Raw genomic sequence first — 16925 nt, 5'->3', positions numbered from 1 at the left:
ATCCGATGAAAGTGACGGTTCTGGTTCCGACCTTCCGCCGCCCCGCGGATCTCGCGCGCTGCCTCGCGGCGTTGCAACGGCAACTGCGCGCGCCCGACGAAGTCGTCGTGGTCGCGCGACCCGACGACGACGCGACACATGCGTGCCTCCGCGATGCGTCGGTGACCGGCACGCTGCCGTTGCGCATCGCATCGGTCACGCAGCCGGGCCAGGTCGCCGCGCTGAATTGCGGACTCGACGCCGCGACCGGCGACGTGATCTCGATCACCGACGACGACGCCGCTCCGCATCCCGACTGGCTGCAACGGATCGCCGCCGCGTTCGCGTTCGACCCGCGTCTCGGCGCGCTCGGCGGCCGCGACTGGGTGCATGAAAAAGGCACGATTCTCGACGGCTCGCGCGCGCTGGTCGGCAAGCTGACGCCGTCGGGCAAGATCATCGGCAATCATCATCTGGGTGTCGGCGAAGCACGCGAAGTCGATCTGCTGAAGGGCGCCAACATGAGCTACCGGCGCGCGGCGATCGGCGCGATCCGTTTCGATTCGCGGCTGCGCGGCGCGGGTGCCCAGGTGCACAACGACATGGCGTTCAGCCTGAGCGTGAGGAATGCGGGCTGGAAGCTCGTCTACGACCCGCGCGTCGCCGTCGACCACTATCCGGCCGAACGCTTCGACGACGACCGCCGCGATGCGCAGACGCTCGCGGCCGTGCGTAACGCCGCGTACAACCTGCATCTGATCCTGCGCGACCAGTTGCCGCCGATGCGTCGCGAGACCGCGTGGTGGTGGTATGCGCTGGTCGGCACGCGGGTCTATCCGGGGTTCGCGCATGCGCTGCTCGCGCTGACGTCGAAACGTGGCCGCACGCAATGGTCGCGCTGGCGTGCGGTGCGCGGCGGTGCGCATGAAGCGCGGCGCGCGCTGTCGTCGACGTGATGTCGACGTGATCGCCGCATCGATGTGCACCAATCGCAGCCATTCACCGCAGCAACGACGGTCCGGAGTCCCTGCATGACGACGAACATTCACGTTCACCTGTTTTACGGCGCCGATCCGCGCTACTACCGAAAAGGCGAGAACATCGGCTGCCTGTACGGCTATCACCATGCGGAGTCCGATGACTTCGCGTTGACCTATTCGCAGGACACACGCGAGCGCGCGCCGATGCGGCTGCTGCGCCGTGCATTGAAGGCGACGCTTGGCTTCGATCTGATCCACACGCTGCGCAACCGCGCGGAGATCCTGCGTTCCGACGTGATCTGGACGCATACCGAGCAGGAGCATCTGTCGGTTGCGCTGGTGCTGCTGCTGGCGGGGCGCCGCAAGGCGCCGCCGCTGTTGCTCGCGCAAAGCGTGTGGCTGCTCGACAAGTGGCCGAACTACGGCATGCTGCGGCGCTGGCTGTATCGCAAGTTGATCGCGCGCGCGGATGTGCTGACGACGCTTGCCAGCGAAAACGCGGAACTGTGCCGCACGTATTTCGATCGCGAGGCGACGCATGTGTACTACGGCCTCAACACACAGGACTTCCCGGTACAAACGCCGGCCGAATGGAAGCCGCACACGCCGCTGCGCATCGCGGCGATCGGCAACGATCGAGATCGCGACTGGGAGACATTGATCGGCGCGTTCGGTAACGATCCGCGCTACGCCGTGCGCCTCGCGACTCGCCGTCGCATTCCAAAGTCGCTGCGTGCGTCGAATGTCGAGATCGCGCCCGCATCGGGTCTGCGCAAACAGCACGAACTGTACGACTGGGCCGACGTCGTCGTCGTGCCGCTGCGGCCGAACACGCATGCATCCGGTATCACCGTGATGCTCGAAGCGGCCGCGCTCGGCAAGCCGATGATCGTCACGCAGGTCGGCGCACTCGACGATTACTTCTCGCCGCAAGCCGCCATGTACGTGCCGCCGTTCGACGCAGCCGTATTGCGCGCTGCGGCGGACCGCCTCGTCGAGCATCCCGCCGAAGCACTGCGCCAGGCACAGACGGCAGCCATGCAATTGATCTCGCGCGACCTCACGACGCAGCACTTCGCGCAGCAGCACGTGCGCATCACGCAGGAGTTGCTGCAACGGCGAGCACCGGCCACGCGCACGCGAACCACTGCATCTCAAGCAACCAAAGCAGCAACCGAAGCCGCGGCCGAAGCTCGCGGAGGCCTGTAGCCGATGTCGACGCTCCTACGAGCCGCCGGCGCGGCACGACCCAGCGGTAGCCCGCAGGAATGGCTGCCGCCGGTCCTGCTATGGGTCGTCACCGCCGCGCTGATCGTCGCGCATCAGGGCTCGGTGCTCACGCTCGCGTTCCCGGTGCTGTCGATCCTGACGGGCCTGTGGCTGTACTTCAAAAGCCCGGCGCGCTACATCGGCTTCATGTGGTGGCTGTGGTTCCTGAGCCCGGAAGTGCGCCGCCTCGCGGACTGGACACGCGGCGGCTTCACGCCGACGAGCCTGATCCAGATCGCGCCGCTCGCGGTCACGATGATCAGCGGACTGTCGCTACTGCGCTATTACCCGGTGCTCGCGCAGCGGCGTGGCCTGCCGGTGCTGCTTATCCTGCTCGGGCTCGCGTATGGCTTTTTGATCGGCGTCGTCGCGAGCGGGCCGCTCGCTGCGACCTACGACCTCGCGAACTGGATCTATCCGATCCTGATCGGCTTTCACATCATGGCGAACACGCGCCAGTACCCCGAGTACCGCGACACGATCGTCAATACGTTCATCTGGGGCATGCTCGCGATGGGCGGCTACGGGCTGATCCAGTTCTTCATCATGCCGCAGTGGGACGCGTTGTGGATGATCGGCTCGCAGATGAATTCGCAGGGCGATCCCGTACCGTTCGGCGTGCGCGTGTTCAGCACGATGAATTCGTCGGGACCGTTTGCGTTCGCGATGATGGGCGCGATGGTCTACGTGATGGCGGCGCAGCATCGTGTGCGCTGGATCGCGGGCGCGCTCGGCTTCCTGTCGTTCTGTCTGAGCCTCGTGCGTTCGACGTGGGGCGGCTGGGTGATCGCACTGCTGATCCAGCTCGTGAAGTCGAGCAACCGCGTGCGCGTGCGGATCATCGCGAGCGCGATCCTGCTTGCAGGATTGTCGGTGCCGCTGCTCGCGTTCGGCCCGGTCGCGGACCGGATGCAGGCGCGGCTGGAAACGCTGACGAACCTCAGTGACGACACCAGCTACGCGGCACGTAACGAGTTCTATGCGTCGTTCGCAAAGACCGCATTCACCGACGTGTCCGGCGAAGGACTCGGCGCGACCGGCACGTCGACGAAACTGTCGAACGACGGCGGCGAACTCGGCAAGTACGGCAACTTCGACAGCGGCGTGATGAACATTCCGTTCGTGCTCGGCTGGCCCGGCACGCTGCTGTACATGTCGGGGATTCTCTGGCTGCTCGCGCGCGCGCTCCGCGCCTCGTTCCGGTTGCGCGACGACAAATTCGCGTCGGCATGTCTGAGTCTGAGCATCGCGATCTTCGCGATGCTCGTGTTCACCAATTCGCTCGTCGGCACCGGCGGGCTGCTGCTCTTCATGAGCGTGTTTTCGATCCTGTCCGCGGCACACCATCAAAAACTCGTCCGCAGACGCAATCTCATACTCCATGGAGGCACCTGATTGAGAGTCGCCATCGTCACGCACGTCGTCCGCCACAACGACGGCCAGGGACGCGTCAATCACGAGATCGCGAGCGCGGCGCTCGCCGACAACATCGGCGTGACGCTCGTCGCGTCGCATGTCGCGCCGGATCTGCTCGCGCATCCGCTGGTGCGCTGGGTGCCGGTGAAAATCGGCCGCTGGTGGCCGACCAATCTGCTGCGCCAGCAGGTGTTCGCGCTGCGCAGCGCGCTGTGGCTGCGACGCCATCGCGACGAATACGACGTGCTGCACGTGAACGGCTTCATCACGTGGGCCGCCGCCGACGTCAACACAGCACACTTTGTGCATAGCGGCTGGCTGAAAAGCCGCTATTACCCGTTCGGCCTGACGAAGGGACTGTGGTCCGCGTACCAGGCCGTCTACACGCGGGTCAACTCGTGGCTCGAACGCTGGGCGTATCGTCGCTCGCGTGTGATTACCGCCGTGTCGCAGAAGGTCGCAGCCGAGATCGACGCGATCGGCCTCACGCCGGACAACCGGCTCGACGTGATCTACAACGGCGTCGATACGCAGGGCTTTGCGGCAGCGCACGGCGATCGCGCGAAATTCAACCTGCCGGCCGATGCATTTCTGCTGCTGTTCGTCGGCGATCTGCGCACGCCGCGCAAGAACCTCGGCACCGTGCTCGAAGCGCTGCGTCATTTGCCGGCGCATGTGCAGATCGCGGTGGCGGGCTATCTGCCGGGCAGTCCTTATCCGGAGCAGGCGCGTGCGCTCGGCATCGCGGACCGCGTGCATTTTCTCGGTCTCGTGAAAGAGATGCCGGTGCTGATGCATTCCGTCGACGCATTCGTATTCCCGTCGCGCTACGAAGCGATGAGTCTGTCGCTGCTCGAAGCGATGGCGGCGGGACTGCCAGTCGTCACCGCGCGTACTGCGGGCGGTGCGGAGATCATCACACCCGAATGCGGGATCGTGCTCGACGATCCGGACGATCCTCATGCACTTGCCGCTGCGATCGCGCGACTCGCCGACGCGGACGATACGCGTCGCGCGATGGGTGTGGCCGCGCATGAACTCGCGACCGGTTTCGGCTGGGCGCGGATGGCCGCGCAGTACATCGCACTATATCGCCAGCTTGGGGAGCGTCGTCATGCGGCTCGCAGCGTGAGTGCCGCCGATAACGAACCGCTCGCAGCGAATGTGCTCGCGGGCCACGCGGGTCATAAACGCGTCGAACAGGGAGCTGAATGATGCAGGCCATCGTAGAGAATTTCGCTGAGGCACCGACGCTCAGAACGGGGAACGGGGGAGGTGGTGGCGGCGCCGGACCGGTCGGGCGTTCGATCGACTCGCTGCAGATCGGAATGCACTGGTTTCCCGAGCGTGCCGGTGGACTCGACCGGATGTACTACTCGCTCGTCGGCGCATTGCCGGCAGCGGGCGTTGCAGTGCGCGGCGTGGTCGCGGGATCGGCGAAGGTCGCCGCCGACACCGGTGGAGCGATCGAAGGTTTCGGATCGGCCGCGCAATCGCTGCCGTTGCGGTTGATGGCTGCGCGTCGCGCGTTACGTCGGCAGATTCGCGCGCAACGGCCCGACGTGATTTCGTCGCACTTCGCGTTGTACACGTTTCCGGGACTCGACGTGATGCGCGGCATTCCGCAGGTGTCGCATTTTCAGGGACCGTGGGCCGACGAGAGTCATGTCGAAGGCGCGGACTCGCTTGGTCAGCGTGCGAAGCGTTACCTCGAACAGACCGTCTACGCGCGCTCGTCGCGATTGATCGTGCTGTCCGAAGCGTTCGGCAATATTCTGACGACGCGCTATGGTATTCCGCAGGATCGCATCCGTGTGGTGCCGGGCTGCGTGAACGTCGATCAGTTCGATCTGCCGATGTCGCAGAACGAAGCGCGTCTGAAACTGCAACTGCCGCTCGGCCGACCGATCGTGCTGGCGGTGCGGCGTCTCGTGCGACGCATGGGACTCGAAGATCTGATCGATGCGATCGCGCAGTTGAAGCGTCGCGAGCCGGATGTGTTGCTGCTGATCGCCGGCAAGGGGCGGCTCGAAGGCGAACTGCAAACGCGTATCGATGAAGCGGGGCTTGCAGACAACGTGAAGTTACTCGGTTTCGTGCCGGACAATCATCTTGCTGCTTTGTATCGTGCTGCGACGATTAGTGTTGTGCCTACGGTTGCGCTTGAGGGCTTTGGGTTGATTACTGTTGAGTCGCTTGCTTCGGGTACGCCGGTGCTTGTTACGCCGGTGGGGGGATTGCCGGAAGCGGTCGCTGGGTTGTCGCAGGATCTCGTGCTGCCGACTACTGGTGCTGACGCGATTGCCGATGGGTTGTCGCGGGCGCTGAACGGGTCGATGAAGTTGCCGGATGAGCATGCATGTAAGGCTTATGCTCGGGCGAATTTTGATAATTCGGTTATCGCGGAGAGGGTGGCTAAGGTTTATGGGGAGGCTATTGCTTTGGGGTAAGGTTTTCTAACTTTCCGTGCGGCGGTACTTAGTTGCGCCTCGCGGCGCGCGCGTTGCCCCTGTGCGGGGCGGCACCTACTTTTCTTTGCCGCGGCAAAGAAAAGTAGGCAAAAGAAAGCCGCTGAAACGAAGCTTCTCCTTTCCGTGTGCGACCTCGGTGGCACTCGCCTAAGTGGACACCACGTTCACCCAGGATAGTGGTCCGAGACGAGACCATCTCCCTGATCGCAAAACGGAGTGACAAGGGGCCGGCACATCCCGCGGCGCACTTGCGTGCGCGCGGACCGGTCTGCTTGGGAAACCATCGGGAAGAGCGGTCACCACGTAGAACGGCCACGATGTTGAAGTACAGAGCGTGATCAAGCGGAGCCACTGACTGTGATTGACCGAGGGTTATGCCCTTCGGCGGCGAAGCCCGCCGGAACGAATGACTGCCTTGTCACGAAGGCAAGTGGTGCGAGGGCTGATCTCGTCTCGGACCACCAGGCAGAGTGAGCGTGGGGCCCACTTAGGCGAGTGCCACCGAGGCAGCACGCGGAAAAGACAAGGTAACGTTTCGAGCGGCTTTCTTTGCCTACTTTCTTTGCCGCGGCAAAGAAAGTAGGTGCCGCCCCGCACAGGGGCAACGCCTGCGCCGCGAGGCGCGAGATCGCAGCCGCCTGCAAGGGCAAACCGAAATCAAAACCAAACCGAAATCAAAACCAAACCAATACCTAAAAAGTTTCCGCGTTCTGATTCCGAGCCAGATCCGCAGCAACCATCATGCTGCACAACTGCTCAAGCGTAGTCTCAGGCACCCAACCGAGCTTGTCTCGAGCCTTATCCGCACACCCAATTAGCAACTCCACCTCAGCCGGCCGATAAAACCGCGGATTCACCCGCACCAGCACCTTCCCAGTCGCCACATCGATACCCGTTTCACTTTCGGCCTTGCCGGACCACTCCAACTGATAACCAGCAGAGCTAAACGCCATCCGCACAAAATCCCGCACCGTCTCCGTGCGATTCGTCGCCAGCACGTACGTGTCAGGCTCATCGGCCTGCAGCATCCGCCACATCCCGTCGACGTATTCCTGCGCAAAACCCCAATCACGCTTCGCATCGAGATTGCCAAGCTCGAGTACGTCCTGCTTGCCGAGCTTGATCTTCGCGACCGTGTCGGTGATCTTGCGCGTGACGAACTCGCGCCCGCGCAACGGCGACTCGTGATTGAACAGAATGCCGCTCGTGCCGAAAATGCCGTACGACTCGCGATAATTGATCGTCGTCCAGTGCGCGAACAGCTTCGCAACACCGTACGGACTACGCGGATAAAACGGCGTGTCCTCGCGCTGCGGCACCGCCTGCACCTTGCCGAACATCTCCGACGTCGACGCCTGATAAAAACGAATCTTCGGATTCAGGATGCGAATCCCTTCGAGCAGATTCAGCGCGCCGATCCCGGTCACCTCCGCAGTCGTCACCGGTTGATCAAACGACACGCCGACGAAACTCTGCGCCGCGAGGTTATACAACTCGTCGGCCTGCGCCTGTTCAATCAGCCGCAGCGTCGAACCGAGATCGGTCAGGTCGTGCTCGACGAGCCGCAGATTCGGATGATCCATCACGCCGAGTTCTTCCATCCGCCAGAAATTCACGGAACTCGTGCGGCGATACGTGCCCGTCACCTGATAGCCCTTGCCGAGCAGCAGTTTCGTCAGGTAGGCGCCGTCCTGGCCGGACACACCGGTAATGATCGCCTTGCGCTGATTGGTCATGGTTGTGTGCCTTTGCGTAATGGAATGATGGAAATACGGGTCTCCTCGCGCTGTCCCGGACTCTGTCGCGTCAACGAGCGCTGAGCGATGCGGCCAAGGCCGCAGGCAATATGCAACGTGCTGCGATTGCTGTCTGCGAGCCATCGCACGTAGCGTGCTAATCCTGCGAATTACCGTCGAGCAGGCGCTTCACGAGCGGGTCGATCACGCGAAAATCCTGTTGCGCTTTCAGCCGATACAGTTCGGGCTTCGGATGCGCACCGTCGGACATCATCGTCTGCCAGGCGGGCAGTGTGAGGATGTACGCGAACTGGTCGACGAGCGGGACATGCTGCTCGGCGGCGACGCGCCGTGTCATCGCGGCCATGTCGGCGAGCTGTGCGTTGCGGCGGCGGTCGGGCATCGGGTTCGATGTTTCGAGCACCGGCAGCTTGCCCTGCGCACGTGCGGTTTTCACGAGCGCGGTTTCCGCTTCGTAGAACTGCTCGGGCGTCTGGTTCTGCATCACTTCGTTGATGCCGTAGTTGATCGTCACGATCTGCGCACGCGATGCCGCCAGGCGCTCGCTCCACGACTGGCCACCGCGTTTTCCGCTGCCGTCGCGCAACTGCGTCGCCATCGTTCCGCCGATGCCGAGGTTCGTCACGCTCACGCGGTCACCGTATGCGTCGCGCAGTTCGTCTTGCAGGAACGTCACCGCGTTGTCGGGTTGCGGTCCGCAGCCTCCGTTACGGCACGTGATGCCGAGCGTCGTCGAGTCGCCGTAGGCTTCGATCAGCACTTGCTGTGTGCCGGCGGCTTCGCTTCGCGTGGCGGTTGTGATTGCCGTCAACGCGAACGCTGCGGAAATCAGGCCGAATGCGATGCGTCGCAGTCGTGGCGCGCCCGGGGCTCGCGTTGCAGTCGTCACTGCCGTCAACGCAAAGGCGGTGGAAATCGAACCAAACGCAACACGTTGCAATCGTGGCGCGACTTCGGACATTGTCCGCCCAGGCATCGCACCATGTCGACGCGCCGGAGACTCAATCATTCGAGCGCAACACATCGCGGCCCGACGCATCGCGAACGTCGCGACGCGTCTCATGCGCGCGTCCTCGACACATCGCTGGTGCCCGCGGACTCAACCGGCAGCGCAACCGCAGCACGGGCAGGGTGCATCATCGAATGCGCGGACGACGCACGACGTGGCCCATGAATCAGCCGCCGCTCGAACCCGAACCAGCTGATGCTCGCGTAGACGAGCGTGATCGCAAGCGCGAGTGCAGCGGTCACGATACGGCTGTAATGCAGCGGCCACAGCGTGTACAGCACGGTCAGGTGAATCAGATAGATCGTGTAGCTGATCGTGCCGATGTAGACGAGCACCGGATTGCACAGCACGCGCTTCACGATGCCCTTGCTTTGCAGCGCGATCACGACAAGCGACGTGCACAGTACGAGCGATACGCTATACAGCCCCGCATTCGACAACGGCGTATTAGCCGCCCGAAAACGCGGGAAGTGCAGATGCAGCCACGCGAGCACCGCCAGCGCTGCAATCGCGCCAAGCACGGCGACCGGCTTGAACGGCTCGAGCGCATCGGGATTCTTGCGCACCGCGACCGCGAGCAGCGCGCCCGCGGCAAGCAGATCCATCCGGAACGGCGTCAGGTAGTAGATCGGCCAGAACGAGTCGAACCATGGCGTTGCGAGCGCACGCAGAAACGGCACACCGACGATCAGCGCAAGCGCGACATACCCGAGCGCGCGTCGCGGCACGAGCAGGATCACGAACGGCCAGAAAATATAGAACTGCTCTTCGACGGCAAGCGACCACAGCACGTTCAGGCTGTCGTGTCCGCTCTGGTTCAGCGCATCGCCGATATTCGTCGCGAAGAACGCGTACCACTCCCAGTGTTGCGCCCAGCCGAGACCGAACAGCAGCGACGACACGATCATCAGCAACACATACGGCGGCAGGATGCGGCGTGCGCGGCGCGCGTAGAAGTAGCTGAAATAGCTGACGCCTCGCTCCTTGCGTTCGAGCAGGATGCCGGTGATCAGAAATCCGCTCAGCACGAAGAACAGATCGACACCCATCCACAGCGGCGCTTTCAGCGCGTGTTGCGCAAACACGGCAAGTACGGCGATCGCGCGCAGGCCGTCGAGCTGCACGATGCGATGTCGGTGAGAGGGCGCGGCAGGCAATGCGCTGACAGTCATGAGCGTCCTGAGTAATCCTTGAAGGGTGTTGCTTGAAGCAGCGTAGATCGTGCGCGCACGCGACGACCCTCCGCGTGCTCACGGAAGCGAATCCATTCTAAGGAAAAGAAATTGCGAAAAAACCGTAATGAAACGACTGAATGTTTTGAATGACATCGCGACGTCATCAAATGAACGGTCGTGATTATTTCGATATTCCACAACGTGAATCCGTAAAAACTGCAAACCCGCGCCGCGCATGGCGGTAAAAACGATCGACTGCTGCGTCGGTGTGCAGTGCGAGCGGTCATCGTTTCATTTCAATTCATTTCTTTCTTCCAATCGACCGCGTTTGAATTTTTTTGAATTATTTTAGATTTTCTTCACGTCGGATCTCCCGCGTATCGTTAGGCGCAGTCAGGAGATTTTCGTCCTGCGTTCAGCCGTGCCCGCACGTTTTTCCAACGACGTTCGCAGGGCAGTCGACGGGTTGTCCATATTGCCGCCTTCGCTACAGGAGTACCCCATTTGCCGCGTTCGCTGCGTTCCACATTTGCACGACTCGTCTGCGCGAGCCTGGCGGGAGTCTGTCTCGTTGGCGCATCGGCTGCGAGTGCCGAGACCGCGCTGAATGCGCGGACGTCGTGGATCGGCAATACGTTCGGCTACGGCGACGGTACATGGACGCAGATCAACATCACTGCGATCGCAGTCGCGCAGGACGGCAAGGTCTACACGAATGCGCCATGGGACGAGAGCGGCGCCGAAGCGAGTGTCTATCAGAACGGCAAGATGCTCGGCTTCGCAGGCGGCACACATGGCTGGGGTAACGGCGGCGGCAACGCGGTCGCAGTGAACCGGCGTTACGCGTTCGTCGCGGTATCGGTCGGCAACGAGAAGGGGCATCTGGTCGCGCAGGGGATCTGGCCGCAGAAGGGACGTCAGTGGTACGGCATCTCGCGGCGCGAGATCGGCGACATCAAGCAGAGCGCGCCGTTCCAGCCTGCCGTGAATCCGGCGGACCCACGCGCGAAGCTCGCAGCAAGCTTCCTGATGATGAACGACGTGCCGACGCAGCCGCCGCCATCGGCCAGCGACGCGAACGCTAAACGCACGGTAGCGGCCGGTGATATAGGCGGTCTCGCGGCAAACGACACGACGCTGTACGCAGCGAACACGACGCGCGATCGCATCGAGGTGTACGACGCGGAATCGATGCTGAAGAAATCGGAGTGGACGGTCCCGCAGCCGGGCCGCCTCGCGCTCGCACCGGACGGCTCGGTATGGGCGTTGACGGACACGCTCGGCGACGGATCGAACCCGGTCCCGGACATTGCATCGGACAAAAAAGCTAGCAACGCTGTGCCGCATGTCGCGCATTTCAGCGCAAGCGGCAAGCCTCTCGACGACACGTTGCCGCTTCCCGCCGACACCGTCGCGGTCGACATCGCTGTCGACGGACGCGGCCGAGTGCTGATCGCGGACAACGGGCCGCGTCAGCAGGTGCTGTTCTTCAGCAAGACGAACGGACGCTATGCATTGAGCGGCACGCTCGGCGAACGAGGCGGCATTTTTTCGGGTGGTGCGAGTTCGGAGGGCAAGCCGGGACCGCAGCGCTTCAACGGACTGACCGGTGTCGGTGTCGATGCGCAGGGCAACGTGTACGTGTCGACCAACGGTATCGGTCCGCGTTTCGCACCGCTCGGTGCAGGGCTCGGTGCGACGCTCGAAAGCTATACGCCCGACGGCAAGCGGTTATGGCAGGTGCAAGGGTTGCTGTTCGTCGACGGTGCGTGGATCGATCCGTCGCGGCCGGACAGCGTCTATACGGGCAACAAGCGCTTCGAGCTGGATCTGTCGAAGCCGGTGGGACAGGAGTGGCGTTATGCGGGCTTTCTGTCGAACCGTTTTCGTTATCCGCAGGATCCCGTGTTCCACACCGGTCAGTGGCCTGGTCTGCCGGTCGCTCGCAAGCTGAAGGGGCACACGTTTCTGTTTCTGACGGACATGTATGCGGATCAGTTGAAGATCTATCGATTCGATCCGGCACGCGAAGGCGAGACGGCGATTCCGTCGGGCTTCATCGCGGGACGTCCGCGCGGCGTCGCGAACATCCCGAACGCGCCCGCGGGCGGCGACTGGATCTGGCGCGACGCGAACGGCGACGGCCGCTTCGATGCGAACGAATTCACGCCGAACACAACGGGCCCGAAGCTTGTCGGCGGCTGGGGCTGGTGGATCGATACGAACGGCGATATCTGGCGCGCGCGCGATTCGAAGGGCGTGTTCCGGTTTCGCTTCGGCGGCCTCGATGCGCACGGCAATCCGATCTACTCGTATGCGGACATCACCGCGTACCCGGTGCCGCAGCCGTTCACCGAGCTGCGTCGCGCGGTGTACGACCCGGCCACCGATTCCATGTACGCGACCGGCTATACCGCCGATCTGCCGTTCGAGCCGGGTTTCTGGAAGGAGGTCGGCCGCGAGCTGGTGCGCTACGACCACTGGTCGACCGGCAAGCCGGTGCAGCGCTATGCAGTCACGCTGCCCTGGAACACGAAAGCGAAGCCGGTCGTCACGACGATCGGGCTGACCGTCGAAGGGCAGTACGTGTTCACGGTCGAAGCCGTCGGCGCGGTGCACGTGTACGACCGCGATTCGGGCAAGGAAGTCGGCGTGATCCGGCCGGGACCGGAAGTGGGTCGGGCGTCCGGCTGGGTCGATGTGCCGAACGGCATCAGCGCGTCGCGTCGCAGCGACGGCGAGTACCTGATCTTCGTCGAAGAAGACGCGCGCGGCAAAGTGATGATGTACCGCTGGAAACCGGCCTGAACGGCTTCAGCATCGCCGCGTGAAGGCGATTTATTTTCGTTTTCCGCACTGCATCAATGGGCTTTTTTACGTGCTCTACTCGATGTGATTGCAGCGAGACGCATGAACGAACCGGAAGGGAATCGATGGACAAGGGCATCCTCAAGAACGTAGCGATCAATTTCTTCGGACTAGTACTGCCCACGTTCGTGTCGCTCGTCACGGTGCCGGCCTACATCAAGCTGCTCGGCGTCGAGCGCTATGGCGTGATCAGCCTCGTGTGGACGCTGATCGGCTACTTCGGCATCCTCGATCTCGGGATGAGCATGGCCGCGCAGAACCACATCTCGAAGGCGCGCGCGAGCGGCGACGCCAGCGAGAGTTCGCGCGTGTTCTGGAGCGCGACGTGGCTCAATCTCGCGACCGGTATCGCGGGCGGCCTGATGATCTACTTCGGCGCGTTCATGTACACCGCGTATTTCTCGAAGGTATCGCCGGAACTGCAGCACGAGGTGTACATGGCGCTGCCGTGGCTCGCCATCGCGATGCCGATCGCCAACGTGTCGTGGGTATTCGCCGGTGCGATCAACGGCGCGGAGCGCTTCGGTATCTACAACACGAACCAGACGCTCGGCACGTTCCTGTTCCAGCTGCTGCCGCTCGGTGCTGCGTGGTATTTCGCGCCGACGCTGCAGTACGTGCTCGCCGCAGCGGTCGTCGCGCGGCTGCTCGCAGCGGCGTTGCTCGGTCACTCGGCGTTGAAGGTGCTCGGCATCCGCCGCATCGAGCCGCCGCAATTCGGCGTCGCGAAGGGGCTGTTCAGTTTCGGCGGCTGGATGCTGATCGCGAGCGTGACGAACATGGTCGCCGAATCGCTCGATCGCGTGATGCTCGGCACGTCGCTTGGTGCGCGCTTCGTTACGTACTACACCGTGCCGCAGAATCTCGTCACGCGGCTGAACATCGTGCCGACCGCACTCACACGCACGCTGTTTCCGCGTCTTTCCGCAGTGGGACGCGACCATGCCGATGTGCTCACACGGCAGTCGCTCGAATTCCTGAACGGCGTGTTCACGCCGGTCGCGCTCGTCGCGATCATCGTGCTCGAACCGTTCCTGCATCTGTGGGTCGGCAACGAGATTGCGACGGCAGCGGGACCGGTAGGACGGATTCTGATCGTCGGCGTGTGGCTCGTCGGGCAGGCGAACGTGACGCGCATTCTCGTGCAGTCGCAGGTGACGCCCGCGGCGGCCGCGCGGGTCGGCATGTTCGAACTGCCGTTCTTTGCCGGCGCGCTGTGGTTCGGCATCGCGCACTTCGGTTTGACCGGCGCGGCGATAGTCGTCGCGTCGCGTGCGCTGTTCGATTACGGCGTACTGCTGTGGCTGTCCGCGATCCGCGCACGGCCGATCGTGCTCGACATGCTCGCGCATCTGGTCTTCCTGATCGGCACGCTGTGGCTTTCCACCTTCCTGTCTGGCCTCACGTCGAGCGTCGTCGCGGTGGCGCTCGTGGTCGGCGCAAACGTGGTCTGGTCGATCACGATGACCCCGGCGCTGCGCGACCTTGCGCGAATGGTGCTGATGCGACTGAACCCGAGGAAAAGCGCATGAACCACGATCTCGTCGAACAGGCAGCACTGCGTCCCGTCACGCGTGGCGCGCTTGCCGATCCTGTCTCTCCTCCGATTGTCACGACGGCTCCCGGCACGACCGCGCGGCGACGTAGCGCACGCGGCAACGTGCGCGTCGCGATCGTGCACGACTGGCTCGTCACCTATGCGGGCGCGGAACGTGTGCTTGAACAGATCATCGCGTGCTTTCCGGACGCGGACCTGTTCAGCCTCGTCGATTTTCTCGACGACCGCACGTTCGTGCGCGGCAAACCGGTGACCACGTCGTTCATCCAGCGGTTGCCGTTCGCACGCAAGCGCTACCGTGCATGGCTACCGTTGATGCCGCTCGCGATCGAACAGCTCGACGTGTCCGCATACGACGTCGTGATCTCAAGCAGCCACGCAGTCGCGAAGGGCGTGCTGACCGGGCCGGACCAGGTGCACATCAGCTATGTGCATTCGCCGATCCGTTATGCGTGGGATCTGCAGCATCAATACCTGCAGCAGTCGAAGCTGACGAGCGGTCCGAAGTCGGCGCTCGCGCGGCTGATCCTGCATTACATCCGCAACTGGGATATCCGCACGTCGAATTCGGTCGATTCGTTCGTCGCCAATTCCGAGTTCATCGCGCGCCGTATCAAGAAGGTGTATCAGCGCGAAGCCGACGTGATCTTTCCGCCGGTCGATGTCGATGCGTTCAAGCTGAGCGAGCAGAAGGAAGATTTTTATCTGACCGCATCGCGGATGGTGCCGTACAAGAAGATCGATCTGATCGTCGAGGCCTTTGCAAAGATGCCGGAGCGCAGGCTCGTCGTGATCGGCGACGGTCCCGACATGCAGAAGATTCGCGCGAAGGCCGGCCCGAACGTCGAGATCATGGGTTATCAGCCGTTCGCGGTGCTGCACGATCATATGCGCCGTGCGAAGGCGTTCGTTTTCGCTGCTGAAGAAGACTTCGGCATTTCGGTGGTCGAAGCGCAGGCGTGCGGCACGCCGGTGATCGCGTATGGCAAGGGCGGGGCGCTCGAAACCGTGCGCGACCCGTCGCAGTCGCAACCCACGGGTCTGTTCTTCGACGAGCAGACGATCGAGTCGATCGTCGCGGCTGTCGGCACGTTTGCTGATGGTGCATATCGCTTCGTCGCTGCCGATTGCCGGCGCAATGCCGAGCGGTTTTCAGCGACCCATTTTCGCGAGCGCTTTTTCGCGCACGTGCGTGCCGCAGTGCCTGCATTGCAGGGGGCGACGTTACCCGCGTTCGATGCACCGCGCGATGTCCCGCGTGCGAAGACGTCGGCGAAGCATGCACCGCGTGTGCTCGCCGTCGATCAAAGCGGTGTGCTCGGTGGCGCTGAATTGTCGCTGCTGGAAATCGTGAAAGGCCTGCGCGAGCGTGTCGAAGTCGTGCTGTTCGACGATGGCCCGTTCCGCACCGCGCTCGATCAGGCCGGCGTCACGGTCAACGTATTCGATTCGGGCGCACTGCGCCAGGTTCGCAAGCAGGGCGGCAGCGTGCCGAAATGGCGAGCGCTGAAGGACATGGCCGCGCTGGTGCGCAACGTGATGCGCCGCGCGAAGCACGCCGACGTGATCTACGCGAACACGCAGCGCGCGATGGTGATCGGCGCGATCGTCGGGCGCCTCGTGGGGAAGCCCGCTGTCTGGCATTTGCGCGACATCGTCAGTGCGGAGCATTTCGGGCCGCGTCAGCTGGCGATCATCAAGTGGTGCGCAAAGCTCGGGCTGGCGCACGTGATCGCGAATTCGGGTGCGTCGAAGCAGGCGTTCGTCGAGTTGACGCAGTTCGGCAGCCGGCGCGTCGACGTCGTGTTCAACGGCATCGATGCCGAGCCATTCGACGCGCTCGCCGATGTGCCGCAGAAGACGCTGCGCGCGCTGCTGGATCTGCCGCTGGAAGGCTTTCTCGTCGGTTCGTTCAGCCGTCTCGCACGCTGGAAAGGCCAGCATGTGCTGCTCGAAGCGGTCGTGCTCAATCCGCACATGCATGCGGTACTGGTGGGTGCGCCGCTGTTCGGCGAGGACGAATACGAAGCTGAATTGCGTGCGTTCGTCGTCAATCACGGGATCGGCGATCGTGTGCATTTTCTCGGCTTCCAGAACAACATCGCGGCCTGCATGCATGCTGTGGACGTCGTCGTGCATACGTCGATCACGCCGGAGCCGTTTGGCCGCGTGATCGTCGAAGGGATGCTGGCGGGGCGGCCGGTTGTCGCTGCACGCGCGGGCGGTGTGATCGAGATCGTCGAGGACGGGGTGAACGGCATGCTGTGCACGCCGGGCGATGCGCACGGTCTCGCCGATACGCTCGCCGAACTGCGCGCCGACGAGGGGCTGCGCGAGCGGCTCGTCGCGAACGGCGAACGCGACGCGCGGCAGCGTTTCGGTTCGGCCTCGTATGTCGCGTCAGTTGAGCGGATTCTGCAGGACGTCGCGGATCGCTGACGTT

11 protein-coding genes are annotated in these 16925 nt (G+C 63.2%); 8 read left to right on the top strand and 3 right to left on the bottom strand.

The features are described 5' to 3' along the window. Positions 1–5: 5 nt before the first annotated feature. The 5 genes from E1748_RS19645 to E1748_RS19625 all read left to right on the top strand — a co-directional run bounded on the left by E1748_RS19645 (position 6) and on the right by E1748_RS19625 (position 6094). A complete protein-coding gene (locus tag E1748_RS19645; protein WP_133648823.1) occupies positions 6–935 on the top strand; it encodes a glycosyltransferase family 2 protein in 930 nt (309 codons plus the stop codon). A 75-nt stretch (positions 936–1010) separates the two neighbouring features. Next, a complete protein-coding gene (locus tag E1748_RS19640) occupies positions 1011–2168 on the top strand; it encodes a glycosyltransferase family 4 protein (protein ID WP_133648822.1) in 1158 nt (385 codons plus the stop codon). A gap of 3 nt (positions 2169–2171) precedes the next feature. Then, positions 2172–3623, top strand: a complete 1452-nt coding sequence (locus tag E1748_RS19635) for a glucose-6-phosphate isomerase (protein ID WP_133648821.1) — start codon at positions 2172–2174, stop codon at positions 3621–3623. Then, complete coding sequence (locus tag E1748_RS19630; protein ID WP_133648820.1) at positions 3624–4859, top strand: glycosyltransferase family 4 protein; 1236 nt, start codon at positions 3624–3626, stop codon at positions 4857–4859. Positions 4860–4972: 113 nt separating this feature from the next. Then, entirely contained in the window at positions 4973–6094 is a 1122-nt protein-coding gene (locus E1748_RS19625; protein ID WP_240766756.1) for a glycosyltransferase family 4 protein, read from the top strand. A gap of 713 nt (positions 6095–6807) precedes the next feature. Here the strand turns inward: E1748_RS19625 and gmd are convergent. The 3 genes from gmd to E1748_RS19610 all read right to left on the bottom strand — a co-directional run bounded on the left by gmd (position 6808) and on the right by E1748_RS19610 (position 10053). Next, the gene (gmd, locus tag E1748_RS19620; protein WP_133648819.1) at positions 6808–7851 is read right to left on the bottom strand and encodes a GDP-mannose 4,6-dehydratase; all 1044 of its coding nucleotides are present in this window, start codon (positions 7849–7851) and stop codon (positions 6808–6810) included. Positions 7852–8008: 157 nt separating this feature from the next. Then, positions 8009–8683: an SGNH/GDSL hydrolase family protein gene (locus tag E1748_RS19615; RefSeq protein WP_240766692.1), complete on the bottom strand. Its 675-nt coding sequence runs from the start codon at positions 8681–8683 to the stop codon at positions 8009–8011. Between the two features lie 248 nt (positions 8684–8931). Further along, a complete protein-coding gene (locus E1748_RS19610; RefSeq protein WP_133648817.1) occupies positions 8932–10053 on the bottom strand; it encodes an acyltransferase family protein in 1122 nt (373 codons plus the stop codon). Between the two features lie 507 nt (positions 10054–10560). Here E1748_RS19610 and E1748_RS19605 point away from each other — a divergent pair. The 3 genes from E1748_RS19605 to E1748_RS19595 all read left to right on the top strand — a co-directional run bounded on the left by E1748_RS19605 (position 10561) and on the right by E1748_RS19595 (position 16921). After that, entirely contained in the window at positions 10561–12864 is a 2304-nt protein-coding gene (locus tag E1748_RS19605; protein WP_133648816.1) for an NHL repeat-containing protein, read from the top strand. Between the two features lie 125 nt (positions 12865–12989). Then, a complete protein-coding gene (locus tag E1748_RS19600; RefSeq protein ID WP_133648815.1) occupies positions 12990–14456 on the top strand; it encodes a flippase in 1467 nt (488 codons plus the stop codon). Further along, positions 14453–16921, top strand: coding sequence for a glycosyltransferase family 4 protein (locus E1748_RS19595; protein WP_133648814.1), 2469 nt, complete (start codon positions 14453–14455; stop codon positions 16919–16921). Before E1748_RS19600 ends, E1748_RS19595 begins: the two co-directional genes overlap by 4 nt. Positions 16922–16925: the final 4 nt, after the last annotated feature.

This window comes from Paraburkholderia flava (assembly GCF_004359985.1).
In the GTDB taxonomy this organism is placed as follows: domain Bacteria; phylum Pseudomonadota; class Gammaproteobacteria; order Burkholderiales; family Burkholderiaceae; genus Paraburkholderia; species Paraburkholderia flava.
This window is presented reverse-complemented; position numbering and strand designations above follow the sequence as displayed.